Genomic DNA, 24,086 nt, shown 5'->3' with positions numbered 1-24,086 from the left:
GGGATGAGGCGCATGGATCGGCGTGAACTATTGGATTTTCTCTAAAACTCCGCGTCATTGTGACCGCGCCCTGGCTCTCGCCGGCGTGTGGCGACGTCGCTAAGAGAGGCATTCAACTTTTCCGATATGGAGTCGACATGCAGATCCGAGGCCTTCGCTCCGCCGGTGTTGTATTCGCTTTGCTGGCTGCCGGCGTTGCGGGACCATTGCACGCGCAGGACGTCGCCCTTGTCGAACAGTCGTTGCCCGGCGAAGGGCAGCGCCCGCAGGCCATCGTCGTCGGATCGGACGGAAACCTGTGGGTCACCGAAGTTCTGAAGCATCAGATCTTTCGCGTCACGCCCGCGGGCGAGATGACGGCCTTCGCCGTGCCGGGCGAGGCGGTGGGCGTTCTGCAAGGCATCACTTCGGGGCCGGACGGGCATCTCTGGTTTACCTCGCGCGAGGAAAACGCCATTCGCCGCGTGTCCACCAAGGGTGAGTTCAACGGCAGCTTCGCGATTCCGTCGCAGGCCACGCTGCCCACCAAGCTGAACAAGGGCTCATGGCCGCGCGGCATCACGGTCGGCCCGGATGGACATATCTGGTTCACCGAACTGGCGGCGAACAAGATCGGCCGGGTGACGCTGACCGGTGCATTCACCGAATTCGAGATTCCGACCGAGAACGCGCAGGCCTATGGTATCGTCACCGGCCCCGATCAGAATCTGTGGTTCACCGAGAGCGGCGCCGGAAAAATCGGGCGTTTCAACGTGACAACAAAACAGATCACCGAATTCCCGCTGAGCCATGCACAGTCGCGTCCACGCGACATCACGGTGGGACCGGACGGGCATCTGTGGTTTTCGATGAACGGGTCCGATCACATCGGCCGCATCTCCACGCGCGGCGAGATCACGGAATTCCCGCTGCCAGCGGACACCAAGCCGATCGGTATCGCCGCAGGCGTCGACGGCAATATCTGGTTCACCGCCTTCAAGTCGAACAAGATCGGCCGTATCACGCCCGCGGGCGTCGTCTCGCTGTTCGATCTGAAGACAGCCAATGCGCAGCCGTTCGGCATGACGCGCGGACCGAACGGCGTGGTGTGGTTCACTTCGCAGGCCAATCAGGTCGGACGGGTCGGCACCACGGCAAAACGTCCGGAGTGATCGTCGCCGCGACGCATGGCGCGCGCATCTGCGCGGCATGATCTGCAGAACTACAATTCGCACCCGACCCCGCCCATAACCAGCAGCCGATGTCAAATCGCGCTTTGCGGAACGGTGAGTTGTATATGCTGCACGTCGATGGATCGGCGTGCAGAGTTAGACGTTCTCTAAGCCCCACCGCATTGTGATCGCACCATGTCTTACTGTAGGCCACGTCGTGTTGGTCGGCAGAAGTCGGCGAGGAATTTGGGGCGACCGAGTCAATGACGCGTGCAACTACACTTCACAAGGCAATCCTTCTGGCTGCAGCGAGCGCGCTCGCATTGACGCTCGATACAGGCGGGGAAGCCGTTGCGCGGACACCACAAGTGTTGCCGCCCGTTCAGGTCGATGCACCGACGCCGCGCGCGGTACGTCGTGTTGCGCCGCGCCGAAATGTCGCGGTCGCGCCGCGAGCAGCGCCGCGGCCGGTCGAACGCCGCACACCGACGACGCCGGTGACCGGCATGATCGGCTCGTTGCCGGCGGCTTACGCGGGTGGGCAGGTGGCATCCGGCGGTCAGGTCGGTCTGCTCGGCAATCGCAGCGTGATGGACACGCCGTTCAACCAGACCAGCTATACGGCCAAGACCCTGCAGGACCAGCAGGCCCGCAAGCTCGACGACGTATTCGCCAACGATCCCTCGGTGCGCGTTACCGTGCCGCGTGCCTATGGCTTCGACTCCGTCAACATTCGCGGCTTCGGCGTGTCCAGCCAGGCCTATGGACTGAACGGCCTCTACGGAATCGCGTCCGCATATTCGATGTCGTCGCTGGCCGCCATCGAGCGCGTCGAAGTGCTGAAGGGACCGGGCGCGCTGCTGAACGGCATGCCGCCCGCCGGCGGCGGCGTGGGCGGCAGCGTCAATCTGTTGACCAAGCGCGCCGGCGATGTGCCGCTGGCGCAGATTACCAACACCTATGCATCGCAGTCGCAGTTCGGCACGCATGTCGATGTCGGGCAGCGGTTCGGTGAATTCAAGGAGTTCGGCGTCCGCTTCAATGGCACCTACAAGAACGGCGCCACGGAACTCGCTAACCAGAACCAGGAAGTCGGCAGCGCAACTGTCGGGCTGGACTATCGCGGCGAGCGCGTGCGGCTGTCGGCCGATTTCGGCTATGAGCGCAACAAGACGAGCGCGATGACACGCTTCGTCGATCTTGGAACCGCGCTGACGGCGATCCCGGTGCCGCCGGATGGCCGCGCGAGCTATATGCCAAGCTGGGGCTTCTGGGACTCCGAGGCGCGTTTCGGGCTCGTGCAGGGCGAGGTGGACATCAGCGAGAACCTGACCGCCTATGCGCAAGCGGGCATCGTCACGGGGGAGACGAAGTATCTCTATTCCGATATCCGGATGACCAATCTGAACGGCGATTTCTCCGGCGTCGCGCGGCGAAATAACCAGGCGCGTGACCAGACGGCCGCCCAGGCCGGCTTCCGCGCCTCGGTGGATACCGGACCCGTTGCGCACGCCATCAACTTCAATGCCGCGCGGTCAGATGGCGAAGTCGCGATCCTCAACACCACGGGCACTCCCTACACGTCGAACCTCTACAATCCGCGGCCGAGCCCGATTCCCACGGTAGAGGTCGGTACGCCCGGTAAGATCTCCGACTCACATCTCACGAGCTATGGCGTCTCGGATACGATGTCGATCCTGAACAATCGCATCCAGTTCACCGTCGGTGTCCGCCATCAGGTGGTCGAATCGGGGTCGTTCAATTCGGTGACCGGCGCCAAGACCGGCGGTTATGAAACCTCGGCGACGACGCCTGCCTATGCGCTGGTGATCAAGCCGCTGAACAACGTCTCGGTCTATGCCAACTACATCGAGGGTCTGGAAGCGGGATCAATCGTCGGTGAAAGCTTCGCCAATGCCGGCCAGGTATTGCCGCCCTACAGGACGCAGCAGCAGGAGGTGGGCGTCAAGATCGACTGGGGGCGGATCACCACCACGGTCAGCGCCTTCGATATCACGCGTCCGCTGCAACTGGTGGATCGCACGACCAATATCGTGACCCAGTCGGGAGCTAGCCGAAACCGCGGCGTCGAGATCAATGTCTTCGGCGAGGTCACCGAAAGCCTGCGGTTGCTCGGCGGCGTTATGTTCCTCGATGCCCGGCAGGAGAAGACCGATAACGCGACCTATGGTGGTTTCCGCACCTTCAACGTGCCGGATACGCAATTCAACCTCGGTGGTGAATGGGACGTGCCGTTCCTGCGCGGGCTGACGCTGACCGGCCGCGCCATTCACACCAGCGAGTTCTTTGCGGATCAGGCCAACCGGATCACCGGCGCGAGCTGGACCCGCTACGACGCCGGTGCGCGCTACACTTTCGCGTCGCCGTGGAACAACAAGCCGGTGGTGCTGCGGTTCTCGGTCGAAAATCTGCTCGACACCAACTACTGGCAGGCCGCGACCAACGAGAAGTACCTGATCCTCGGCGCGCCACGCACCTATCTGGTATCGACGACGTTCAACTTCTAGGCGCGACGGAGCGGTGCTCATGAATATCTCTCCCGGACGCAATGCGTCACGTCGCCTTCGGTGTGCTGCATTGCTGGGTCGGAACGCAAGCCGATCCCGATGCGGCAGGACCGAGCAATGACAGAGCCGATCGTCGCGCGCAGTGGCACCCGATCCATCACGGCCAACCGGAAGGGGCAGGGGTGGAGCGTCGGCTTGCGGTTGCTGTTGGTGATCGGCGGCGGCTATGTGGCGTCGTCGGCGCTGGTGGCCGGTCTCGCCAGGGCGCTGCCGTCGCTCGGGCTTGCCCGCATTGACGGCGTGGTCCTGGCGTCGATGCTGGGCTTTGTCATCTATCTCGCGGTGCTGATCCTCGGCTTTGCACGACAACGCCTGCTGCGCGTCGCAGTCGATCTGCTGGTGATTGCGGGGCTCGGCCTGATGCTCGCGGCATTGACGGGGGCCTGAGATGGAGCAGGGCTTTCGCGCATCGATGGGCTGGCTGCACACCTGGGCGGGTGTGGTGGTCGGCGCCATGCTGTTTGCGATCTTCTGGATGGGCACGCTGGCGGTGTTCGATCGCGAGATCGATCGCTGGATGGCGCCGATGACGCGGATTGCATTGCCCGACAGTCCGCGCGCGTTCGATGAGCTTCGCGCCACCTATGACACCGCGGTGGCGGTGCGGTCGCCGACCTGGACGGTGTTGCAGGCGACGGAGCGTCAGCCCTACGTCCGCGTCGCCTATCGCGACAAGACCGGCGTCGTGAACCGCTCCTTCGATCCGGCGACCGGTGCGGTGCTGCCGGAGCCCGGCACCTGGGCTGGCAGCCGCTTTCTGTATCCGTATCACTATGGGCTGCACCTGAAGATCTGGAACATCGGTCAATGGATCGTGGGCTTTGCCGGCATGGCCATGCTGCTGCTGTGCGTGTCCGGCGTGGTCATTCACCGCAAGATCTTCGTCGACTTCTTCACTTTGCGCCCGCAGCAGAAATCGCAGCGCGTGGTGCTCGACCTGCATACGGTGTCGGGCGTGCTCGGCCTGCCGTTCAACATCGCGATCACGCTGTCCGGCCTGATCATTTTCTTCGCCGTGTATTTTCCGAGCGGATGGCAGGCCGTCTATGCCGACAAGCAGGCGTTCAATGCCGATGGCGGCAGCAGCTATGCGCGCCCCAAGGCCAACAAACCGGGTAGCCTCGGGTCGCTGGATGCGATGGCCGGCGAGGCCCGCCGGCTGTGGGACGGCGTCGAGCCGCGGGCCATCCTGGTCAGGCATCCCGGCGATGCGGCTGGTTTCGTGACGATGTTTCAATCCATCGAAGAGCGGATCGTCAGGCATTCGGCGTCGATCACCTTCGATGCCGCTACGGGGGCGGTGTTGCATCGGAGCGAAGCACTTCGCCCGGTGGCGGTGGCGCAACGCTTCCTGACCGGCGTACACCGGATCCAGTTCAGGCACTGGACGCTGCGCTTTATGTATTTCGCGCTTGGCCTGCTCGGATGCGCGCTGATCATGACCGGGGTCCTTTTCTGGCTCGAGATGCGGCGCAAGCGGCATGCGGCGGAAGGGCTGCGCGGCGTCCGGCTGGTGCAAGGGCTGGCGATCGGCGCGACCGCGGGCATCGTCATGGCCACCGCGGGCTTCATGGTGATCAACCGGCTGCTGCCGCTCGACGTTACGTTGGCGGGTTACGAACGGCATGAGCTGGAGATCTGGACGTTTCATCTGGTATGGATCGCCGCATTCGCCCATGCGTGGATGCGTTCCCGCACGGCCTGGGTCGAGCAATGTCAGGCGATCGCAGCGCTGGCGCTGGCGGCGATGGTGCTGAACGGACTGACGACAGGGGATCACCCGCTGCGCAGTCTGGCACATGCGCATCTGTGGCCCGTGGCCGGAGTCGACGTGGCGCTGCTGCTTCTGGCCGCCGGTGCGTTGGCTTCGAGCCGCCGGCTGGCTGCGTCGAGGCGACGTTCGGCAGCGGCCGTCGCGGCCCTGAAGGGCGCAGGCAGCCATGCGTGAGATGGTGCTGTTAGCGATGATCTTCGCGGCCGAATATCTCGGCTTCGGTTGCCTGGCGCTGGGACAGTCGCGTCACTGGCAGGCCGTCACCGGCACGCATGCATGCCCGCCGGCGACGCGGGCGCTGCTCAGGACCGGCGGCGGGCTGCTGCTGGCGGCTGGCCTCATGCTGGCGGTGGCGCGGGACGGGCTCGACTACGGCGCGCTGGTGTGGGTGACCAGCGTGACCGTTGCGGCCGTCGCCGTGGTCGCCACGCTGAGCTGGCCACCCCGGTGGCTGGGATCGATGACCCGCATGGCCGTCAGGAAGGGCGGGTAGAGCAGGGTGTCGCCTTCGGGTAGTTCTACGCCGCTTCGAAAGCCTTCGCCGGCTTCCGCGCGCCCTGGCGCGGGAGGGAGACGCAGACGACGGTGCCGGTGCCGAGCTTGGAGCGCAGCTTCATCGAGCCGCCGTGCAGGGTGGTCAGCGACTTGGCGATCGCCAGCCCAAGGCCGGAGCCGTGATAGCTCTTGGTGAGCTGGCTTTCGACCTGCTCGAACGGCCGGCCGAGCCGCTGCAGCGACTGCGGCGCGATGCCGATGCCGCTGTCGGCGATCATCAGCACCACGGAATCCCGGAGCACGCGGCTGCGCACGGTGATGCGGCCGCCGTCGGGCGTGAACTTCACGGCATTCGACAGCAGGTTGACGAGGATCTGCTTGATGGCGCGGCGATCGGCGACCACCGGCGTGTGGGCCTCGATGTCGGCCGACAGCGTCAGGCTCTTGTCTTCGGCGCGGCCCGACACCACGCGCAGCGATTCCGCCAGCGTATTCGCGAGATCGAGCGGCTTGAGATCCAGCTTCATGCGGCCGGCCTCGATCTTCGACATGTCGAGAATGTCGTTGATGACTTCCAGCAGGTAATGCCCGCTGGTGAGAATGTCCGTGCAGTATTCCTGGTACTTGTCGGAGCCCAGCGTGCCGAACATGCCGCTGCCCATGATCTCCGAGAAGCCGATGATGGCGTTGAGCGGCGTGCGCAGCTCGTGGCTCATATTGGCCAGGAATTTCGATTTGGTCTGGTTGGCTTCCTCGGCGCGGTTCTTCTCGTCGGAATATTTCTGCGCGAGGTCGGCCAGTTCAAGCGCCTGTTGCTCCAGCGCCGCCTGCGAATGTTTGAGATCGATGACGGTGGCGCGCAGCCGCAGGTCGTTGTCGATCAGCTTCTGTTCGTGCTCCTTGATGCGGGTGATGTCGGTGCCAACCGAGACGTAGCCGCCGTCCTTGGTGCGGCGCTCCGAGATGTGCAGCCAGTTGCCGTTCTCGATCTGCGCCTCGAAGGTGCGGGCCCCGGGCGCGTGTTCACTGGATTCGGCGAGCCGCGTGCGCACTTCCGGCATGGAGCCCACTTCGAGCACGGTCTCGTACGACGTGCCGGGCGCCACGGCGCTCTCCGGCAGCTTGTGCAGGCGCTGGAAGTGCGAGTTGCACAGCACCAGCCGGTCGGCGGCATCCCACAGCACGAAGGCCTCGGGAATGGTCTCGATGGCGTCGCGCAGCCGCACATCGGCTTCCACGGTGCGTTCGGCGAGGCTCTTTTGCTCGGTGATGTCGACCGCGATGCCGATTAGATGCTGGCCGCCGTCGCCCTGACCCTGGCTGAGTTCGCAGCGCAGTTGCAGCCAGATCCAGTGGCCCTGGCAGTGCTGCATCCGGAAGGTCTGGTCGATATGGCCGATCTGCGAGGAGATCAGCCGGTCGGCGATGGCGAACAGGTTGATGTCGTCGGATTTCACCAGCGCGTTGACCTCGCCGAAGGTCAGGAGATCGCTGCGGCTGTCGAGCCCCAGCATGGTGAACATCGACTGCGACCAGAAGATGCGGCCGCGTGACAGGTCCCAGTCCCACAACCCGCAACGGCCGCGGTTGAGGGCAGTGTCGATGCGGCCGCGCACGGCATCGTTGATGGCGTCGCCTTCGCGCGCGCGGGTCGACTGCCAGTGGAAGGCGAAGCCAAGGATCAACACCACGAAGCCGGTCGTCGCCGACAGCGTGATCGACAGCGCTGACTCGGAGCGCCAGATCGCCTCGTTGTTTTCCTGAATGATGACCACGCTGCCCGGCAGCGTCTTGACGATGCGCTGTGTCGCCATGGCGTGGCCGCCGCCGGGCAGCGTGATATCGATGACGTCGGCGCGTGGGTTGGCATTGAGCGTCTGCGTGGCGCTGAGCACGTTGAGAACGTGATAGGTGTCGCCGATCGGCGCGTCGATCGGGACGCGGGCGAGAATGCTCTGGTCGGCGCCGAGCACGATGACGTGGCGGTTGGCCACGATGCCCCAAGATGGAATGAGGCTCGGCAGCAGCGCCTGCAGCCGTTCGATCGCCGCAGGACGATCCAGCCGGATGCTGCCGCTGCGTTCGAGACGCTCGGTGAGCAGATCAGCAAGCGCCGCGAGATCGCGCTTCATCGCGCTCTGCTTCTGCCGGCTCTGGTCAACGACCTGCACGAAGGCGCCGAAGAAGATGGTGATAAGAAAGGCGATGATCAGGGTAGGGACGGCGCGGCGCAGTGCGGGCTCCGCGATCAGCAACCGGTGATAAGCCGGTTTCGCGATCGATTGCGCCAATCCCTTGATTGAATCGGATTGAACGCACGCGTTCGTCGCGTGTGAACGCGCCATGCCTTAGCCCCCTCGGAGTGTCCGTATGCACATGCTCGAAAAGACTGCCCCGCCGCCTCGAATCATAAAATGATATGAATCCACTTTGCCCGGGGTGTCGAGAGTCAACGAAACGTTAACGTGAAATAAATTCTATCCCAAGGAAAGTTAGCTGTTGCGGTGCGTGCGATGAGTCCGAAACAGGAACGTTTTGAGTCGATGCGCACGATCGAACGGCGCTCTTGCTGCTGTCATTGCGAGGCGCCCTCGCGACGAAGCAATCCAGCTCTTTCGCGCGAGAGACTTTCCGGATTGCTTCGCTCAGCGAAATTCGCCTTCGGCGATTTTCGCTGGCTCGCAATGACGGCCGCAGGCGTTAGCGCAAAACATGCGCCTACAGTGTCACCACGATCTTGCCGAGGTGCTGGCGCCGGGCAACACGTTCGAGGTCCGTGCCAAAATCTTCGGTGCTGGCGTGACCCGCGTGCGGTTGATCGCAGACGGGAGCGACGTCGAAATGGTTGTCGCGGCGCCCGATGTATGGAGCGGTGCACTGTACCGCGTCGCCAATGGACTGCAGAGCCGTGGTTGAAGCGCAAACCGCAGAGGGGTGAACGGCACCTGCCTGGTTCTCAGCCTGGTCCGAACAAGAACGGTCGCAAATGGTGAACGCAACAGGTGGCAAGCCGATCGGACGGCCGCGCGGTATCGTCGCGCTCGCGATGCGGCGAGCTTCGTGGCCATGACCATCGTTGTGGCGCAGGCGGTGATGATTCTCGCGTCAATTGCCGCGATGCGGATGTCCGAGAAGGAGGGGCTTTGGCTGGTGTTGCTGATTTCCTTTCTGGCATTGCGCGCTGCGCGGGCTGGTGGCGGCCTACGTCATCACGGGGTGGGGCGTATTTCCCGTTCAAGCCCTCGACGGCATCGATGCCGGCCTGCAAAGTGGCGCGAATCCTGAACGGTACCGGCAGGGTCAATGTCGGGCAGGGGGCGGTGATGACGGTACAGGGCATCGGTGGCTCGCTCAGCCCGGCCATTGGCGGCTGGATTGCACAGAAGCTTGGCTATCCCGCCGCCTCTATGATCCTGGGGAGTTTTGCGCTTGGATCGATCCTGATCTGGCTTTCGTTTGCGCAGTTGCTGAAGCCGGCCCTGTCTGCAAGTTCGTCCCAGCCCGAAGCGCCAGCCGTTCCGGTGACCGCGGCCTGATCGCGCAGGCGCGTCGTTTTTCAACCTTGTTGTTTCTCGAATTAGAGCGGTGTTGCAGGTGGATCATAACGTTCTGATTTGGGGCATCGTCGGGCTTGCCACGGCGGGGGTCATTGTCCGGCCGTTCGCGCTGCCCGAAGCGATCTGGGCCGTCGCCGGCGCGGCGCTGATCGTGCTGCTGCAACTGCTGTCGCCGCACGATGCGCTATCGGGAATCGCCAAGGGCACCGATGTCTATCTGTTCCTGATAGGCATGATGCTGTTGTCAGAGGTCGCGCGTCTCGAAGGGTTGTTCGACTGGCTCGCAGCGCTCGCCGCCAACCGTGCCAAGGGATCGCCGACGCGATTGTTCCTGCTGATCTATCTGGTCGGGACCGTGGTGACGATCTTTCTGTCCAATGATGCGACCGCCGTGGTGTTGACGCCCGCCGTTGCTGCGGCTGTAAAGGCCGTCAAGGCTGAGAAGCCGTTGCCGTACCTTTTGATCTGCGCGTTCATCGCCAACGCGGCCTCGTTCGTGCTTCCGATCTCGAACCCGGCGAACCTGGTGATCTACGGCGCCCACATGCCGCCGCTGCTGCAGTGGCTGCCGCGCTACTTGCTGCCGTCGATCCTGTCCATCCTCGTCACCTATCTGGTGCTGCGCTGGACGCAGCGCGATGCGCTGCGGCAGACGATCGAAAGTGAAATGACGGTGCCGAAGCTTTCGCTCGGCGGCAAGGTGGCGGGCCTTGGGATCGTCGCCACGGCGGTCGTTCTGCTGGCGGCCTCGGCGAAGGACCTGCAGCTCGGACTGCCGACCGCGATCGCCGGCGCGGCGACCGCGACGATCGTCCTGATCGTCGGACGCCGGTCGCCGTGGCATGCCGTGAAGGATATTTCCTGGGGCGTGCTGCCGCTGGTGGCCGGGCTGTTCGTTCTGGTCGAAGCGCTCGACAAGTCCGGGCTGATCGCCAGTATCGCAGCGCTGCTGCGAAGTTCGGCGCAGGGCTCGATTGCCGGCGCGGCCTGGGGTGCCGGCGTGGCGATCGCGGTGGGGTCGAACCTGGTGAACAACCTTCCCGCCGGCCTGATCGCCGGAAGCGCGGTTCAGAGCGCCGACATTCCCGACCAGATCACGCGGGCCATTCTGATCGGCGTCGATCTCGGTCCGAACCTGTCGGTGACCGGATCGCTGGCGACGATCCTGTGGCTCAACGCGCTGCGGCGCGAAGGCCTGTCGGTGAGCGCGGGAGCGTTCCTGAAGATCGGCGTGCTGGTGATGCCGCCAGCGCTGCTGGCGGCGATCGGCGCATCGTTGCTGTTCGGCTGAGTCCGGTCGCTTGTCCGGCTACAGCGTCACCACGATCTTGCCGAGGTGCTGGTTGGCGTCCATGTGGGCGAAGGCGGCGCCGATCTCGGCGAAGGGATAGATCTTGTCGATCGGCAATTGGAGCTTGCCGGATTCCACCGCGGGCCAGATGTCGGCGCGCACCGCGCTGAAGATGTCGCGGATTTCCTGCACCGAGCGGGTGCGGAAGGTGACGCCGATATACTGGATGCGGCGAGCGGCGTGCAAATCGAAATTGAAATCGCCATGCGTGCCGCCGAGCCGACCGACATTGACGATGCGGCCCATCACCTTGGTCGCCTTCAGGTTCTGGTTGGCGACCGGGCCGGAGATCTGGTCGATGATCAGGTCAACGCCTTCGCCATTGGTCGCCTTCAATACCTGATCGACCCAGCCGGGATCCCTTGAATCCACCGCGAGGTCGGCGCCGAATTCATGCAGCCGGTCGCGGCGCGCGGGGTCGGTCGACGAGCCGATCACCAGCTTCGCGCCCTTGAGCTTGGCGATCTGCATCGCCATCAGGCCGACACCTGAGCTGGCGCCCTGGATCAGCACCGACTGGCCGGCCTGCAACCCGCCATTGGTCACCAGCGCATTGTGCATGGTGCTGAGCGCGACGGGCAGAGTGGTCGCCTGCTCAAAGCTCATGTTGGCGTTGGACGGGATGTGAAACAGCCGGCCGTGATCGGCCAGCGTGTACTCGGCAAACGCCGCGCCGCCCGAGCCCATCACGCGGTCGCCGACCGCAACGCCCCGGGCGTCCGGTCCGAGTTCTGCGACCTCGCCCGCCCATTCCATGCCGAGCACGGTGCCGACGCCGCCGGCGCTGCCGTGGACATGGCCTTTGGTCATGCCGAGGTCGGCGCGGTTGAGGCCGTTCGCGCGCACGCGGATCAAAACCTGGGTACCGGTGGGGGAGGGCTTTGCGATATCGGCGATCACTGCGCCATCGGCGCCGTAGACATAGGCTTTCATCAGTCTCGGTCTTTCATCGTCATTCTGGTTTCGGCTGGGATTATTCGGCGGCCTGCCGCTGGCCGCCCGACAGCATGGCTTCCAGCCGCGCGCGGATGATGCTCTCGGCATCGCGCATGATGCGCGATACCAGTTCGCCGCAGGTGGGGATGTCATGGATCAGGCCCTGCACCTGGCCGGCCGACCAGATGCCGTCCTCGGCGTCGCCGGTGGCGTAGACGAGCTTGCCGCGGGCGCCGGCGACTAGTTCGCGGACCTGCTCGAAGGTCGCGCCTTCCTTCTCCAGCGCCACCACCTGCTGGCTCACCGCGTTCTTCGCTACGCGCGAGGTGTTGCGCATGGTGCGGAAGATCAGTTCAGTCTCGCGCTCGTCATTGGCGACGATGCGCTCCTTCACGTTCTGATGGATCGGGCTCTCCTTGGTGCACATGAAGCGTGTGCCCATGTTGATGCCTTCGGCGCCGAGTGCCAGCGCCGCCACCAGGCCGCGGCCGTCGCCGAAGCCGCCCGAGGCAATCATCGGGATTCTGATCTTATCGGCGGCGGCCGGAATCAGGATCAGGCCCGGCGTGTCGTCCTCGCCGGGATGGCCGGCGCATTCGAAGCCGTCGATCGAGATCGCATCGACCCCCATCCGCTCCGCCGACAGCGCATGGCGCACGCTGGTGCATTTGTGGATGACGATGACGTTGTGCTTCTTGAATTCGGTGACGTGTTCCTGCGGCTTGTTGCCGGCAGTCTCGACGATCCTGATGCCGCTCTCGATGATGGCGGCGCGGTATTCCGCATAAGGCGGCGGCTTGATCGAGGGCAGGATGGTCAGGTTGACGCCGAACGGCTTGTCGGTGAGGTCGCGGCAGCGCGCGATCTCCTTGGTCAGGTCTTCGGGCGTGGGCTGTGTCAGGGCGGTGATCATGCCGAGCGCCCCGGCATTGGCGACGGCTGCGACCAGCTCGGCGCGTCCGACCCACTGCATCCCGCCTTGCACGATCGGGTGTTCGACGCCGACGAGTTCGGTAAAGCGCGTCTTGATCATGGTGTCTCCCGGACATTTCCCCGGCGCACGGACGGCGCCCGATTATTGTTTTATCTTGGGAGGGAGGATGCCGCCCCGATCGGGGAATGTCCATCGGGCGCGCGCCGGCACGCCATGCGCAAATGGCGGTTGCGCGGGGGATGTCATTCCGGGATGCGCGTCGGTCGGCGAGGCCGGCGGACGTGCAGACGGGGAACCTCGAGATGTTCATCTACTATTTCGGGATTCCGGGGCGCGCGAGCCATGCTCGCGCGCCCCGGAAGGACAATTTGGATCAGGCGACCGCGGACTCTTTCGCCTCGATATCGTCATGCTCGAGCGCGGTGCTGATGTCCCGGATGCTGACGACGCCGATCAGGGTGTACTCGTCGATCACCGGCACGTGCCGGATGTGGTTCTTGTTCATGAGATGGCGAACGTGTTCGAGCGTGTCGCTGGAGTGGCAGGAGATCAGCTGCTGCACCGAGATCAGGTTGGATACTTTGAGGGCGAGGCCGGCCGCGCCATGTTCGGCGACCGCACGCACCACGTCGCGCTCCGAGAACATGCCGACCGCGGTATTGCCTTCTGTCCGGCAGACATCCTTGACGACGAGGGCACTGATATTGCCGGCACGCAGTAACTGGGCGGCGATCGCGACCGTTTCATTCATGCGGACCGTGGCGATGCGGGTGCTCTTGTTGCGCAGAACGTCTCCGACTTTCATGGCAGCCTCCCTGGCGTCAGTGGTGTAAAGTCCCTGGGTTCAGGACTGTTATTGTCCTAATACTGGTATACGTTATGCCAACTGTCAACGTCGTCGTTGGCACTAAATCGGCAATTAAGTGTCAGTATTTCTGACTTTATCGCGCAACGGCGGTTACTGCCTTGGTGCGAATATCGCCTTCACGGCGTCTCTGGCATGCCAGATCAGGGCAAGAAAAAGGGGCGCATTGCAATGCGCCCCTTGGCCGAAAAACGGATCGTTACGCCGTCTTTGCACTTGCCGCGGCGGTATCTGCCGACTGAGCCTCGTTGCCGAAAATGAAGCTGCGTCGCATCGGCTTGATCACGAACAGCGCCAGCAACGCCGCGGTGGCATTCAACACGACGGCGATCACGAACACCGCCTGCCAGCCGTAGTGTGCGGCTATGAGGCTCGCCACCGGCACGAGCAACGCTGCCGTGCCCTTGGCGGTGTACAGCATGCCGTTGTTGGTGGCCGCATACTTGGCGCCGAAGGTGTCGCCTGATGTCGCCGGGAACAGACTGTAGATTTCGCCGAATACGCCGAAATAAACCGCGGTCGCCAGCACGAAGACGACGGGATTGTTGCCGTAGGCAGACAGTATCAGCAGCATCACGGCTGCGGTTCCGAAGGCGATGAACATGGTGTATTCGCGACCGATCGTGTCGGACACCCAGCCGAAGATCGGTCGGCCGAAGCCGTCGAAAATCCGGTCGAGCGAGATCGCGAAGGTGAGTGCGGCCATCTGGAAGCCGAGCAGGCTGACCGGGACATTGTCGATCTTGAAGTCCTTGGCGATCGGCGCGATCTGAGCCGCAGTCATCAGACCGCCTGCGGCGACCATCACGAACACCAGATACATCACCCAGAAGATCGGAGTACGCAGCACTTGCGGCGGGGTGAAGTCGATCCTGGTCTGCGGAAGGTGGAGTTGCTTCTTCTTCGCCGGCATCGCATGCAGCGGCTTGCGCATGAAGAATGCGAGGATGAAGACGATGACCCCCTGGCCGATGCCGAAGGTGAAGAAGGCGTGCTGGTAGCCGCTGGCGGCGATCATGTTGGCGATCGGCACGACGGTGATCGCAGCGCCCGCGCCAAAGCCGGCGGCGGTGGCGCCGGCGGCGAGACCGCGCCGGTCCGGAAACCACTTGAGCGCATTGCCGTCACAGGTGCCGTAGACGGAACCGGCGCCGATGCCGCCGATGATCGCGCCAGCGTAGAGCATGGCCAGCGAGTCGGCATAGGAGTTCAGGATCCATGCCAGGGTGATCATCACGCCGCCAAACATGATGACGGCGCGCGGACCATACTTGTCAACGAACCAGGCCTCGACCGGCACCAGCCAGGTTTCGACGACGACGAACAGGGTGAAGGCCAGCTGGATCGCGGCACGGCCCCAATGATACTTGGCGTCGATCGGATCGACGAACAGCGTCCAGCCGTATTGCAGGTTGGCGATCATCGCCATGCAGACGATGCCCATGACAAGCTGGATCCAGCGGAAGTTGCCTGAAATGGTGGGTGTAGTCGCGTCGGTTTGTGAAATCATAAGACCTCCCGTTGCGCGCTTCTTTTCGCGGCGTATTGCCGCAAGGTTGTGACTTATTGTCGCAAGCGTCGCCGGCGGAGACTGGTATATTATATTCCACTACGCAAGCCCGTCTTGGACTTAGTTATGATGCGGCGCAGCATGGCGCGCGCGACCGTAGTGCCGGGGCGCAGCGCGCTTACCCCGATCCCTCCCGGATGTTGCCTGTCAGGAGCGCACCTTTCGGCGACGTATCCGCAAAAAGAAACGCCCGACCTTTCGGCCGGGCGTTCATGGAGGTGCGTGAGTTGCAGTCTAGGCGGCCAGCGCCTTGCTGACCACCGATTTGCGCCACGGCTTGAGCACGAACAGCGCCAGCAGCGAGGCCAGGATGTTGGCGCCGGCGGCGATCAGGAACACGTTGTCCCATGTCCCCGACGACTGCTGCATGTAGTTCGCGACCGGCACCAGCAGCGCTGCCGTGCCCTTCGCGGTGTAGAGCAGGCCGGCATTGGTGGTGGCGAACTTCGAGCCGAACGTGTCGGTGCAGGTCGAGGGGAACAGTGAGTAGATCTCGCCCCATGCAAAGAACACGAAGCCGGAGAGCAGCACGAACCACAGCGGATCGTGGCCCCACATGTACAGCAAATAGATGCCGACGCCTTCCATGCCGAAGGCGATGAACATGGTGTTCTCACGGCCGATCTGGTCGGAGATCCAGCCGAAGAACGGCCGGGTCAGACCGTTGAGGACGCGGTCGATGGTGGCGGCGAAAGTCACGGCCGTCATCGTCATGGCCATCAAGGTGACCGGCACGTTGTCGATCTTCCAGTCGGCGGCGATCGGCTTCAGATTCGCCGTCACCATCAGGCCGCCGGCACCGACGATCACGAACATGAAGTACATCAGCCAGAAGATCGGATGGCGGATCACTTCGGTCGGGGCGTAGTTGCGGCGGGTCTGGATCACATTGGCGTTCACAGTGACGGCCGGCACCTGGCCGGGCTTGGGCGAAAACAGGAAGAAGGCGAGGATCACGATGATCAGGCCCTGGCCGAGACCGAAGTACAGGAAGGTAGTCTGGAAGCCCGAGCCTGCGATCATCGCCTGGATCGGCGCCACGGTCAGCGCGGAGCCGGCGCCGAAGCCGGCGGCGGTGATGCCGGCCGCTAGGCCGCGCTTGTCGGGAAACCACTTCAGCGCGTTGCCGACGCAGGTGCCGTAGACGCCGCCGGCGCCGATGCCCGCCACGATCATGCCGAGGTAAAAGCCGTTTAGCGTCTCAGCCTGCGCGTTGATCGCCCAGCCGATGCCGCACAGGATTCCGCCGACCAGCACGACCAGCTTCGGGCCGTATTTATCGACAAACCAGCCTTCGATCGGCACCAGCCAGGTCTCGAACAGCACGAACAGCGTGAACGCTCATTGGATCGAGGCGCGGTCCCAGCCGAATTTTTTCTGAATATCGGGGACGAAGAACGTCCAGCCATATTGGTAGTTGGCAATCATCACCATCGCGCCGACGCCGATGGCCAATTGGGTCCAGCGATACGCGTCACTTACCCGCGCGGCCGCCGGAGTCGCTCCGTGAACTGCATCCGTCATAGTTTTCTCCCGAGGCGCCATTCTGTTTTTTGCAGCGCTACTTCGGGTAGTTTGGTATATGATATGCCAGTAGACAAGCGAAATTTTGCCAGTTTGTCGCAGTAATGTTGCGCTCGCTGTACTGCAGCATTGCGCAAAAGAAAAGCCGGCGGATCAACCGCCGGCTTTGTACCTGGAGGAGTGTAGCAGTGCTACCCGGCGGCCTGAGGCGTCGTCGTCCGCAGCCGCGAAATACCGTTCTGGATCACCGACCAGAACAGAGCGATCAGGCCGAGGATCATGATCGAGCTGACCAGCGTGTTGGAGAAGAATATGCCGAGCGAGCCCTGCGATCCCAGCAGCGATTGCCGGAACGCTTCCTCCGCCTTGTCGCCCAGCACGATCGCCAGCACCAGGGGCGCGAGGGGATAGTTGCACTTCTTCAGCGCGTAGCCGATCAGGCCGAATACCAGCATCATCACCACGTCGAAGGTCGAGTTGTGGACCGAGTAGGCGCCGATCGCGCACAGCACCAGGATCAGCGGCGCGATGATGCTGAACGGCACCCGCAGGATCGCGGCGAACAGCGGCACGCAGGTCAGCACCACGATCAGGCCGACGAGGTTGCCGAGATACATCGAGGCGATCAGGCCCCAGACGAACTCCTTCTGCTCGACGAACAGCATAGGGCCGGGCTGCAGACCCCAGATCAGCAACCCGCCGAGCAGCACCGCTGCGGTCGGCGAGCCCGGCACGCCGAGCGACAGCATCGGCAGCAAGGCCGCGGTGCCGGCGGCGTGTGCGGCGGTCTCCGGCGCGATCACGCCCTCGATCTCGCCCTTGCCGAAATTGTGGCCTTGTTTCGAGACACGCTTGGCGATGCCGTAGCTCATGAACGAGGCGGGCGTGGCGCCGGCCGGCGTGATGCCCATCCAGCAGCCGATCACGCAGGAGCGCAGCGACGTCATCCAGTAGCGCGGCAGCGACTTCCAGGTCTTGAGCACGATGCGCAGGTCGATCTTGGCCTTGCCGCCGGGGAAGCTGAGACCTTCCTCCATCGTCAGGAAGATTTCGCCGAGGCCGAACAGGCCGATGACGGCGATCAGGAAGTCGAAGCCGTTGAGCAGTTCGTGCGAGCCGAAGGTCAGACGCAACTGGCCGGTGATGGAGTCGAGGCCGACGGCGGCCAGCGCGAAGCCGATCATCATCGCCGCAATGGTCTTGAACGGTGGCTCCTTGCTTAGCCCGACGAAACTGCAGAAGGCGAGGAAGTAGACCGCGAATTTCTCCGCAGGCCCGAATTGTAGCGCGAAGCTCGCCACCAGCGGCGCCACCAGCGTGATCATGATCACGGCGAACAGCGCGCCGACGAAGGAGGAGGTGAAGGCAGCGGTGAGTGCTTCGGCGGCCTTGCCCTGCTGGGCCATCGGATAACCGTCGAAGGTCGTCGCCACCGACCAGGGTTCGCCCGGTATGTTGAACAGGATCGAGGTGATCGCACCTCCGAACAACGCGCCCCAGTAGATACAGGACAGCATGATGATCGCCGAGGTCGGCGGCATGCTGAAGGTCAGCGGCAGCAGGATGGCCACGCCGTTGGCGCCGCCGAGCCCCGGCAACACGCCGATCACCACGCCGAGCACAATGCCCAGGATCATCACGGCGATATTGAACGGTTGCAGGGCGACGGCGAAGCCCTGGAACAGATTGGCGATTTCTTCCATATCGAATTTCCCCCGAAAACTTATGCAGACGCTTGTTACAGACCGAGCCAGTCCTCGATCGGTCCCTTGGGCAACGGCACCAGGAACCAGCGTTCAAAGATGAAATAGGTGACGATCGGCATGCCGAGCGCGATGCCGGCGATCAGCGGCCATTCGTACTTGCCGAGCCAGCGCATGAACCAGCCGATGAAGATCATCGAGGCCAAATACAGGCCGATGAACGGCATCGACGCGACATAGATGGCGGTCGGGATCACGACGCTGAAGACCTGACGCAATTGACCCCATTCGGCGAACAGGCTGCTGTCCTCGTCGCGCCTCGTGTTCCAGAGATTGATGGCGCTGGACACGATGATGAAGAGCCCGACATAGAACGGGAAGAAGCCGGCGCGCGGGCCTTCCGCGCCCCAGTTGATGCCGGCCTTGACGCTGCCGTACACGACGATGGCGCCGAACAGGCCGATCACCAGAGTGACGCCGGATTCGACGGCCTTGTGAGTCGGGCCTGCATTGCGTGAATGTTGCGCTGTCATGGAAACTCCAGGTCTTGAATCTGAGGCTTGAATCGAAAGTCTTGAAATCGTGTGGCTGCCCGGGCCTGGCCATTGCCAGGCGCCGGGGATGTTCGCGGAACGATCAGTACGTCTCGATCAGTGGTGCTGATCAGTTACCTTGTGCGAGGAAGCCGGCTTCCTTCATCAGCGTCTCGTGACGCTTCTCTTCCTTCTCGACCCAGCCGGAATAGTCGCCGCCGGTCATGAAGGTGGTGTTGAAGGCGCCGTTCTTCATCAGGTCCTGCCACTCCGGCGTGGCACGGATCTTCTTGAACAGTTCGACGTAATATTCGACCTGGTCCTTGGTCGCCTTGGGCGACATGAAGATGCCGCGCAGCATGACATATTCGATGTCGAGCCCCTGCGACTTGCAGGTCGGAATGTCCTTCCACGCCTTGCCGTCGGCGACCTGCTCGTCATAGTTCATCGGCTTGCTGTCGAACACGCAAAGCGGACGCACCTTGCCGCCGCGCCACTGTGCGACGGCCTCGATCGGATTGTTCACGGTGGCATCGACGTGGTTGCCGACCAGCTGCACCGCGACTTCGCCGCCGCCCTTGTACGGGATATAGGTGAGCTTGCTGCCGATGGCCTTTTCGAAGGCGACGGTGATGATCTGGTCTTCCTGCTTCGAGCCGGTGCCGCCCATCTTGATCGAGCCGGCCGGTGCGGCCTTCACGGCTGCGATGAATTCCTTGGTGTCCTTGTACGGCTTGTCGGCATTGACCCAGAGCACGAACTCGTCGAGCGCCAGCATCGCGACGGGCGTGAGGTCTTTCCAGTTGAACGGAATGCCGGTGGCGAGCGGCGTCGTGAACAGGTTCGACAGCGTGATGATGATCTTGTGCGGATTGTTGTTGGCGGTCTTGAGGTCGAGGAAGCCTTCGCCGCCGGCGCCGCCCGACTTGTTGATCACGACGAGTGGCTGCTTCATCAGATTGTGCTTGGTGACGATGCCCTGAATGGTGCGCGCCATCTGGTCTGCGCCGCCGCCTGTGCCGGCCGGGATGACGAATTCCACCGGGCGTACCGGCTCCCAGGCCGCAACGGCCGGGCCGGCAATCGTCGCCAGGCATGACGCGACGGCGCCAATCGCGAGACAAGAGGCAGAACGTTTCATGTTTCTCTCCCATTCGTTTTGATCGCGTCGATCGTGCGTCGACTTTCAATCGTGGTGTACTAGCGAAGGAATTCCTTTGGTAAGCGAGGCGGCGAGCGCAGAGGCGCGTCGTCGCAGTCCAGCTTGGAGTGGAGTATTCTGCCGAACAAGTTAGCTGTTCGGCCAATCGGCGAAAATGTGAGGTCGGGTGCTTGCATCATGGCAATTGCGGCAGCAGCCCTGTGCGGGTCTGTCGGCCATCATCCTCCCAGGTATGCTTTCATTTAAACGCGAAGCATTACCTAGCGCTCACTTTGGTATGCGATATGCCAAGCCGCAAGCGGTTAGAGTAGTTAAACGCGGGACGGGCTGAAATGCCGCAGGCGGAAACAATCCCTATGCGCGCAAAAAAAATGGCCCCGGAAAAATCCGGGGCCAGTCTGGGAGGAAACAGTCTGATGACGCGGTCACGCGTCGTCAGATAATCCGTTGATCAAAGACCGAAATAGGGCAGGTCGGCATTGCGTACCGAGATCCGGGCGCTGCTCATCAGCAGGCGGTCGATCTGCGCCATCAGGCGGCTGAACAGAGTGGTGGAAGGCGTGAGGCCGAGCGAAGCAGTGTTGGACATGATCGATCCCTCAGTTTGGCGCCGGGGCGCCGTGTTCGTCTGAGGGCTAATCTACGTATACCAGATGCCACCAACAATGCGTTTGTTTGCATGGCAGCATGAAATTTTTTGCAGTGCAAAATCAATCGATTTGATTTTCTTATCAAAGTTCCACGCAAAAGGCCGCCGGGGATACCGGCGGCCTGTGATGTCAAAGCCAATATGGCGTTCGCTTACTCCGCGGCCACCTTACGCGGCGGATCGAGAGCGCCGGAGTCGTGGATTTCGGCAACTTGGTGGTCGCTGAAGCCGAGCACCTGGCGCAGGATCTCGTCGGTGTGCTCGCCGAGCAGCGGCGAGCGGGTCACTTCGGTCGGGCTATCGGACATCTTGATCGGGTTGCCGACCGAGAGGTACTTGCCGCGCTCGGGATGGTCGACCTCGACCACGGTGCCGGTCGCGCGCAGCGACTGGTCCTCGGCGAGTTCCTTCATCGACAGGATCGGGCCGCACGGGATGTCATCTTCATTCAGGATGTCCATCGCCTCGAACTTGGTCTTGGTCATCGTCCACTGTTCGATGCGCGCGAAGATCTCGTTGAGCTTGGGCAGCCGCACCGCGGGCTTCGAGTAGGCCGGGTCGGTCTTCCAGGTGGGTTCGCCGATCACGTCGCAGATCTTCTCCCACACCGGCGCCTGGGTGATGAAGTAGATGTAGGCGTTGGGGTCGGTCTCCCAGCCCTTGCACTTCAGGATGCGGCCGGGCTGGCCACCGCCGGAATCGTTGCCGGCGCGCGGCACGGCGTCGCCGAACGGAATGCCTTCGCCGAACTGGCTGTATTCCTTGAGCGGGCCATGCGCGAGGCGCTGCTGGTCGCGCAGTTTTACGCGCGAGAGATTCAGCACGCCGTCCTGCATGGCGGCGGTGACCTTCTGGCCGCGGCCGGTGACGGTGCGCTGATAGAGCGCGGTGACGATGCCGAGCGCCAGATGCAGGCCGGTGCCGCTGTCGCCGATCTGCGCGCCGGTGACCAGCGGCAGGCCGTCGCGGAAGCCGGTGGTCGAGGCTGCACCACCGGTGCACTGCGCGACGTTCTCGTAGACCTTGCAGTCCTCATAGGGACCGGGGCCAAAGCCCTTGATCGAAGCGACGATCAGTTTCGGGTTGATCTCCTGGATCTTCTCGAACGAGAAGCCCATACGGTCGAGCACGCCGGGGCCGAAGTTCTCGACCAGCACGTCGCAGGACTTCATCAGCGCGATCAGCACTTCCTTGCCCTTGGGGTTCTTGGTGTCGAGCGTGATCGAGCGCTTGTTGTGGTTCAGCATGGTGAAATACAGGCTGTCGACGTTGGGGATATCCTGCAACTGGCCGCGGGTGATGTCACCGACGCCCGGTCGCTCGACCTTGATCACGTCGGCGCCAAACCACGCCAGCAGCTGCGTGCAGGTAGGTCCGGACTGGACGTGGGTGAAATCGAGAATGCGAACGCCCTTCAGCGCCTGTGTCATGGTCTTGCTCCGTAGTCTATGGTTGCCGCGCGGGCAGAAAGAACAGGGACGGGGCCTTGCGACCCCGTCGTTGAAACAGATTATTTCTTCTTTTTCAGCACGCTCTGCGGATTGAGGTTGCCGATGCGGCCGCTCTCGCTGCCGGCGGCCGGGTCGATCACCGCATTGATCAGCGTCGGCTTGCCCGAATCCATGGCGTTGTTGACGGCGCGCTTGAGTTCGTCCGGCGAAGTCACGTTGACGCCGACGCCGCCGAAGGCCTCCATCATCTTGTCGTAGCGCGCGCCCTTGACGAACACGGTCGGGGCCACGTCCTCGCCGCCGGTCGGATTGACGTCGGTGCCGCGGTAGATGCCGTCATTGTTGAAGACGACGATGCAGACCGGCAGATTGTAGCGGCAGATGGTTTCGACCTCCATGCCGGAGAAGCCGAACGCGCTGTCGCCTTCCACCGCGAGCACCGGTTTGCCGGTCTCGATGGCGGCGGCGATGCAGTAGCCCATGCCGATGCCCATGATGCCCCAGGTGCCGACATCGATGCGCTTGCGCGGCTTGTACATGTCGATAATGCCGCGGGCGAGATCGAGCGTGTTGGCGCCTTCATTCACCAGCATGGCATCGGGACGTTCTGCGATGATGGTGCGCAGCACGCCGAGCGCGCCGTGGTAATCCATCGGCGAGTTGTTGTTCATCAGGCGCGGCGCCATTTTCGAAATGTTGTCGTCGCGCTTCTTGGTGATGGCGCCGGTCCAGTCGGTGGACGGCTTCGTCCAGCCCTTGCCGATGCCATCGAGGAGGGCCGCGACGCAGGAGCCGATATCGCCGACCACGGGCGCGACGATCTCGACGTTGGAGTCCATTTCCTTCGGCTCGATGTCGATCTGGATGAACTTCTTGGGCGTATCGCCCCAGCTCTTGCCCTTGCCGTGCGACAGCAGCCAGTTCAGGCGGGCGCCGATCAGCATCACCACGTCGGCGTCCTTCAGCACCGTCGAGCGCGCCGCACCCGCGCATTGCGGATGGGTGTCGGGCAGCAGGCCCTTGGCCATGCTCATCGGCAGGAACGGAATGCCGGAGGTCTCGACCAGCGCCTTGATGGCGTCGTCGGCCTGCGCGTAGGCCGCGCCCTTGCCGAGAATGATCAATGGGCGCTTGGCGCCCTTCAGCACGTCGAGCGCGCGCTTGATCGAATCCGGTCCGGGGATCTGCGCCGGCGCGGCGTCGATCACCTTGACCAGCGACTTCTGGCCGAGGCCGGCGTCCATCACCTGGCCGAACAGTTTGGCGGGCAGATCGAGGTAGACGCCGCCCGGACGGCCGGACACTGCGGCGCGGATCGCGCGGGCCACCGCAATGCCGATGTCGGCGGCGTGCAGCACGCGGAACGCGGCCTTGCACAGCGGCTTGGCGATCGCGAGCTGGTCCATCTCCTCATAGTCGCCCTGCTGCAGATCGACGATCTCGCGCTCCGACGAACCGGAGATCAGGATCATCGGGAAGCAGTTGGTGGTGGCATGCGCCAGCGCGGTGAGGCCGTTGAGGAAGCCGGGTGCCGACACCGTCAGGCAGACGCCGGGCTTCTTGGTGAGGTAGCCGGCGATCGAGGCGGCATAGCCGGCGGCCTGTTCATGGCGGAACGAGAGCACGCGGATACCCTCGGCCTGCGCCATGCGGCCGAAGTCGGTGATCGGGATGCCCGGCACGCCGTAGATCGTGTTGAGGCCGTTCAGCTTGAGCGCGTCGATGATCAGATGAAAGCCATCCGTCAGGTCCTGCTCAACTTCCGGGGCGGCGACTGCAATGCTCTGAACCGTAGCGGACATTCCGCGTTCTCCCTGTACTTTTTTTGATGCGACGTGTTGTT

Annotated in this window: 20 protein-coding genes and 1 pseudogene; 9 read left to right on the top strand and 12 right to left on the bottom strand. The window is 63.3% G+C overall.

Features of this window, described 5'->3' with window-relative positions; translation table 11 throughout:
- Positions 1-137 precede the first annotated feature (137 nt).
- From JWQ24_RS20825 to JWQ24_RS20805, 5 genes are all read left to right on the top strand, one after another.
- A complete protein-coding gene (locus JWQ24_RS20825; RefSeq protein ID WP_299812149.1) occupies positions 138-1,151 on the top strand; it encodes a hypothetical protein in 1,014 nt (337 codons plus the stop codon).
- A gap of 368 nt (positions 1,152-1,519) precedes the next feature.
- Complete coding sequence (locus JWQ24_RS20820; RefSeq protein ID WP_299812147.1) at positions 1,520-3,679, top strand: TonB-dependent siderophore receptor; 2,160 nt, start codon at positions 1,520-1,522, stop codon at positions 3,677-3,679.
- Positions 3,680-3,796: 117 nt separating this feature from the next.
- Entirely contained in the window at positions 3,797-4,126 is a 330-nt protein-coding gene (locus JWQ24_RS20815; RefSeq protein WP_299812145.1) for a hypothetical protein, read from the top strand.
- A gap of 1 nt (position 4,127) precedes the next feature.
- Positions 4,128-5,687 carry a PepSY-associated TM helix domain-containing protein gene (locus tag JWQ24_RS20810; protein ID WP_299812143.1) on the top strand — a complete coding sequence of 520 codons (1,560 nt, stop codon included), beginning with the start codon at positions 4,128-4,130 and terminating at the stop codon, positions 5,685-5,687.
- A gap of 1 nt (position 5,688) precedes the next feature.
- Positions 5,689-6,006, top strand: coding sequence for a DUF3325 family protein (locus tag JWQ24_RS20805; protein ID WP_299812141.1), 318 nt, complete (start codon positions 5,689-5,691; stop codon positions 6,004-6,006).
- 25 nt (positions 6,007-6,031) lie between these two features.
- Here the strand turns inward: JWQ24_RS20805 and JWQ24_RS20800 are convergent, their stop codons facing one another.
- Entirely contained in the window at positions 6,032-8,353 is a 2,322-nt protein-coding gene (locus tag JWQ24_RS20800) for an ATP-binding protein (RefSeq protein ID WP_299812139.1), read from the bottom strand.
- A 367-nt stretch (positions 8,354-8,720) separates the two neighbouring features.
- Between JWQ24_RS20800 and JWQ24_RS20795 the strand changes: the two genes are divergently transcribed.
- From JWQ24_RS20795 to JWQ24_RS20780, 4 genes are all read left to right on the top strand, one after another.
- Positions 8,721-8,924: a hypothetical protein gene (locus tag JWQ24_RS20795; RefSeq protein ID WP_299812137.1), complete on the top strand. Its 204-nt coding sequence runs from the start codon at positions 8,721-8,723 to the stop codon at positions 8,922-8,924.
- Between the two features lie 144 nt (positions 8,925-9,068).
- Positions 9,069-9,293 (top strand): hypothetical protein, encoded by a 225-nt coding sequence (locus JWQ24_RS20790; RefSeq protein WP_299812135.1) that lies wholly within the window; start codon positions 9,069-9,071, stop codon positions 9,291-9,293.
- Positions 9,278-9,544: a hypothetical protein gene (locus JWQ24_RS20785; RefSeq protein ID WP_299812133.1), complete on the top strand. Its 267-nt coding sequence runs from the start codon at positions 9,278-9,280 to the stop codon at positions 9,542-9,544. Before JWQ24_RS20790 ends, JWQ24_RS20785 begins: the two co-directional genes overlap by 16 nt.
- Before the next feature lie 58 nt (positions 9,545-9,602).
- Positions 9,603-10,856 (top strand): arsenic transporter, encoded by a 1,254-nt coding sequence (locus JWQ24_RS20780; RefSeq protein ID WP_299812131.1) that lies wholly within the window; start codon positions 9,603-9,605, stop codon positions 10,854-10,856.
- A gap of 18 nt (positions 10,857-10,874) precedes the next feature.
- On the opposite strand, the gene JWQ24_RS20775 is transcribed toward JWQ24_RS20780, so the two are convergent.
- The 11 genes and pseudogenes from JWQ24_RS20775 to oxc all read right to left on the bottom strand — a co-directional run bounded on the left by JWQ24_RS20775 (position 10,875) and on the right by oxc (position 24,045).
- Complete coding sequence (locus JWQ24_RS20775) at positions 10,875-11,849, bottom strand: zinc-binding dehydrogenase (protein WP_299812129.1); 975 nt, start codon at positions 11,847-11,849, stop codon at positions 10,875-10,877.
- Between the two features lie 40 nt (positions 11,850-11,889).
- Positions 11,890-12,885 carry a nitronate monooxygenase family protein gene (locus tag JWQ24_RS20770; protein ID WP_299812127.1) on the bottom strand — a complete coding sequence of 332 codons (996 nt, stop codon included), beginning with the start codon at positions 12,883-12,885 and terminating at the stop codon, positions 11,890-11,892.
- 274 nt (positions 12,886-13,159) lie between these two features.
- Positions 13,160-13,591, bottom strand: coding sequence for a CBS domain-containing protein (locus JWQ24_RS20765; RefSeq protein ID WP_299812125.1), 432 nt, complete (start codon positions 13,589-13,591; stop codon positions 13,160-13,162).
- A gap of 259 nt (positions 13,592-13,850) precedes the next feature.
- Positions 13,851-15,161: an oxalate/formate MFS antiporter gene (gene oxlT / locus JWQ24_RS20760; RefSeq protein ID WP_299812123.1), complete on the bottom strand. Its 1,311-nt coding sequence runs from the start codon at positions 15,159-15,161 to the stop codon at positions 13,851-13,853.
- Positions 15,162-15,455: 294 nt separating this feature from the next.
- Positions 15,456-16,745: pseudogene (gene oxlT / locus JWQ24_RS20755) on the bottom strand (oxalate/formate MFS antiporter).
- A gap of 191 nt (positions 16,746-16,936) precedes the next feature.
- On the bottom strand, positions 16,937-18,448 hold the full coding sequence (locus JWQ24_RS20750; protein WP_299812120.1) for a tripartite tricarboxylate transporter permease: 1,512 nt from the start codon (positions 18,446-18,448) through the stop codon (positions 16,937-16,939).
- A gap of 35 nt (positions 18,449-18,483) precedes the next feature.
- Entirely contained in the window at positions 18,484-18,981 is a 498-nt protein-coding gene (locus JWQ24_RS20745) for a tripartite tricarboxylate transporter TctB family protein (RefSeq protein ID WP_299812118.1), read from the bottom strand.
- Between the two features lie 130 nt (positions 18,982-19,111).
- Positions 19,112-20,122, bottom strand: a complete 1,011-nt coding sequence (locus tag JWQ24_RS20740) for a tripartite tricarboxylate transporter substrate binding protein (RefSeq protein ID WP_299812116.1) — start codon at positions 20,120-20,122, stop codon at positions 19,112-19,114.
- A gap of 472 nt (positions 20,123-20,594) precedes the next feature.
- Positions 20,595-20,732: a hypothetical protein gene (locus JWQ24_RS20735; RefSeq protein ID WP_299812113.1), complete on the bottom strand. Its 138-nt coding sequence runs from the start codon at positions 20,730-20,732 to the stop codon at positions 20,595-20,597.
- Positions 20,733-20,944: 212 nt separating this feature from the next.
- Complete coding sequence (gene frc, locus JWQ24_RS20730) at positions 20,945-22,222, bottom strand: formyl-CoA transferase (RefSeq protein ID WP_299812111.1); 1,278 nt, start codon at positions 22,220-22,222, stop codon at positions 20,945-20,947.
- 80 nt (positions 22,223-22,302) lie between these two features.
- A complete protein-coding gene (gene oxc, locus JWQ24_RS20725; RefSeq protein ID WP_299812109.1) occupies positions 22,303-24,045 on the bottom strand; it encodes an oxalyl-CoA decarboxylase in 1,743 nt (580 codons plus the stop codon).
- Positions 24,046-24,086 lie beyond the last annotated feature (41 nt).

Origin of the sequence: Tardiphaga sp. (genome assembly GCF_028290495.1) — a bacterium.
Classification (GTDB): domain Bacteria; phylum Pseudomonadota; class Alphaproteobacteria; order Rhizobiales; family Xanthobacteraceae; genus Tardiphaga.
The sequence above is the reverse complement of the archived record's forward strand: the minus strand, read 5'-3'. Positions and strand labels throughout refer to the sequence as shown.

Coding starts and splice junctions, on each gene's coding strand:
- JWQ24_RS20825 (WP_299812149.1), top strand. CDS start 138: ATGCAGATCCGAGGCCTTCGCTCCGCCGGTGTTGTATTCGCTTTGCTG.
- JWQ24_RS20815 (WP_299812145.1), top strand. CDS start 3,797: ATGACAGAGCCGATCGTCGCGCGCAGTGGCACCCGATCCATCACGGCC.
- JWQ24_RS20810 (WP_299812143.1), top strand. CDS start 4,128: ATGGAGCAGGGCTTTCGCGCATCGATGGGCTGGCTGCACACCTGGGCG.
- JWQ24_RS20805 (WP_299812141.1), top strand. CDS start 5,689: ATGGTGCTGTTAGCGATGATCTTCGCGGCCGAATATCTCGGCTTCGGT.
- JWQ24_RS20800 (WP_299812139.1), bottom strand. CDS start 8,353: ATGGCGCGTTCACACGCGACGAACGCGTGCGTTCAATCCGATTCAATC.
- JWQ24_RS20795 (WP_299812137.1), top strand. CDS start 8,721: ATGCGCCTACAGTGTCACCACGATCTTGCCGAGGTGCTGGCGCCGGGC.
- JWQ24_RS20775 (WP_299812129.1), bottom strand. CDS start 11,849: ATGAAAGCCTATGTCTACGGCGCCGATGGCGCAGTGATCGCCGATATC.
- JWQ24_RS20770 (WP_299812127.1), bottom strand. CDS start 12,885: ATGATCAAGACGCGCTTTACCGAACTCGTCGGCGTCGAACACCCGATC.
- JWQ24_RS20765 (WP_299812125.1), bottom strand. CDS start 13,591: ATGAAAGTCGGAGACGTTCTGCGCAACAAGAGCACCCGCATCGCCACG.
- oxlT (WP_299812123.1), bottom strand. CDS start 15,161: ATGATTTCACAAACCGACGCGACTACACCCACCATTTCAGGCAACTTC.
- JWQ24_RS20750 (WP_299812120.1), bottom strand. CDS start 18,448: ATGGAAGAAATCGCCAATCTGTTCCAGGGCTTCGCCGTCGCCCTGCAA.
- JWQ24_RS20745 (WP_299812118.1), bottom strand. CDS start 18,981: ATGACAGCGCAACATTCACGCAATGCAGGCCCGACTCACAAGGCCGTC.
- JWQ24_RS20740 (WP_299812116.1), bottom strand. CDS start 20,122: ATGAAACGTTCTGCCTCTTGTCTCGCGATTGGCGCCGTCGCGTCATGC.
- JWQ24_RS20735 (WP_299812113.1), bottom strand. CDS start 20,732: ATGTCCAACACTGCTTCGCTCGGCCTCACGCCTTCCACCACTCTGTTC.
- frc (WP_299812111.1), bottom strand. CDS start 22,222: ATGACACAGGCGCTGAAGGGCGTTCGCATTCTCGATTTCACCCACGTC.
- oxc (WP_299812109.1), bottom strand. CDS start 24,045: ATGTCCGCTACGGTTCAGAGCATTGCAGTCGCCGCCCCGGAAGTTGAG.